Here is a 1,124-nt window from a genome sequence, read left to right on the forward strand (position 1 = left end):
AGAGGTCGTTTTCACCCGCAATGCCTGCTTATCAGCCAGTTCTTGAGGCGTTGGACGGTGGTGCGGGTGAGGCCGTGGAAATCGTCGGTATCTGCGGGGCTGGTGGGGTTGCGGGTGGGGCGGAAGACGACGTAATCCTGTTTCATCCCAGGGTGCCCAGCCTTCGTAGTCGTGTGCTTCCACTGCCGCTGCCGTGCGCCTGGGCACATTCGGCTCGTGGCGGTACGCCGGAAGCATGCCGAAGCGATGTCCGTATCCGAGTGACCTGTCCGATGCCCGCTGGGAGTTGATCGAGCCGGTCCTCGCTGCCTGGCGGCTCGAGCGCCGCAGCAAGGCCCTGCACTTCGGCCGGCCACCCGAACATGACCTGCGCGACATCATGGACGCGATCTTGTACGTGGACCGCACCGGGGTCCAGTGGCGCTATCTCCCGCATGACTTCCCGCACTGGAACACGGTCTACGGCTACTTCGCCAAATGGGCCGACGAGGGCGTGTTTGCCCAGCTCAACGGCTTACTGCGGCAGCTGCTGAGGGAGAAAGAAGGCAGGGACGGTGAACCATCGGCGTGTGTGATCGACGCCCAGAGCGTCAAGACCTCCACCAGCGTTCCGGCCTCGAGCCAGGGCATCGACGCCGGCAAGAAGATCGTCGGCAGGAAGCGGAGCATCGTCACCGACACGCTCGGCCTCCTCCTCGCTGTTGTGGTGACCGCGGCCAGCGTGCAGGACTCCGTCGCCGGCACCCACCTCCTGGACCAGGTCGCTGCCGACCACCCGGGCATCCGCAAGGTCTGGGTCGACGGCGGTTACCGCCAGCACCTCGTCGAGCACGCCGCGACCCTCGGCATCGACATGGAGATCACCGCCCGCAAGTCCGGGACCAGGGGCTTCACCCCGATCCCGAAACGATGGGCGGTGGAACGGACCTACGGCTGGCTCATGCTGAACCGCCGCCTGGCCCGCGACTACGAAGCCCTGCCCACCCGCTCCGAAGCCCTGATCCACATCGCCATGACCAGCCTCATGACCCGCCGCCTCACCAGTGAGAACACCATCTCCTGGCGCGACCCGAAGAAAGTCACAGAGCATCCCATCTCGGGATGAAACATTGGACGAAAACGAC

General features: G+C 65.1%; 1 protein-coding gene. It reads left to right on the plus strand.

From position 1 onward, the window contains the following. The first annotated feature begins 235 nt into the window (after positions 1-235). A complete protein-coding gene (locus ACZ4XX_RS40305) occupies positions 236-1,105 on the plus strand; it encodes an IS5 family transposase (protein WP_468512781.1) in 870 nt (289 codons plus the stop codon). Positions 1,106-1,124: the final 19 nt, after the last annotated feature.

This window comes from Streptomyces sp. NPDC029956 (genome assembly GCF_055574655.1).

Coding starts and splice junctions, on each gene's coding strand:
- ACZ4XX_RS40305 (WP_468512781.1), top strand. CDS start 236: ATGCCGAAGCGATGTCCGTATCCGAGTGACCTGTCCGATGCCCGCTGG.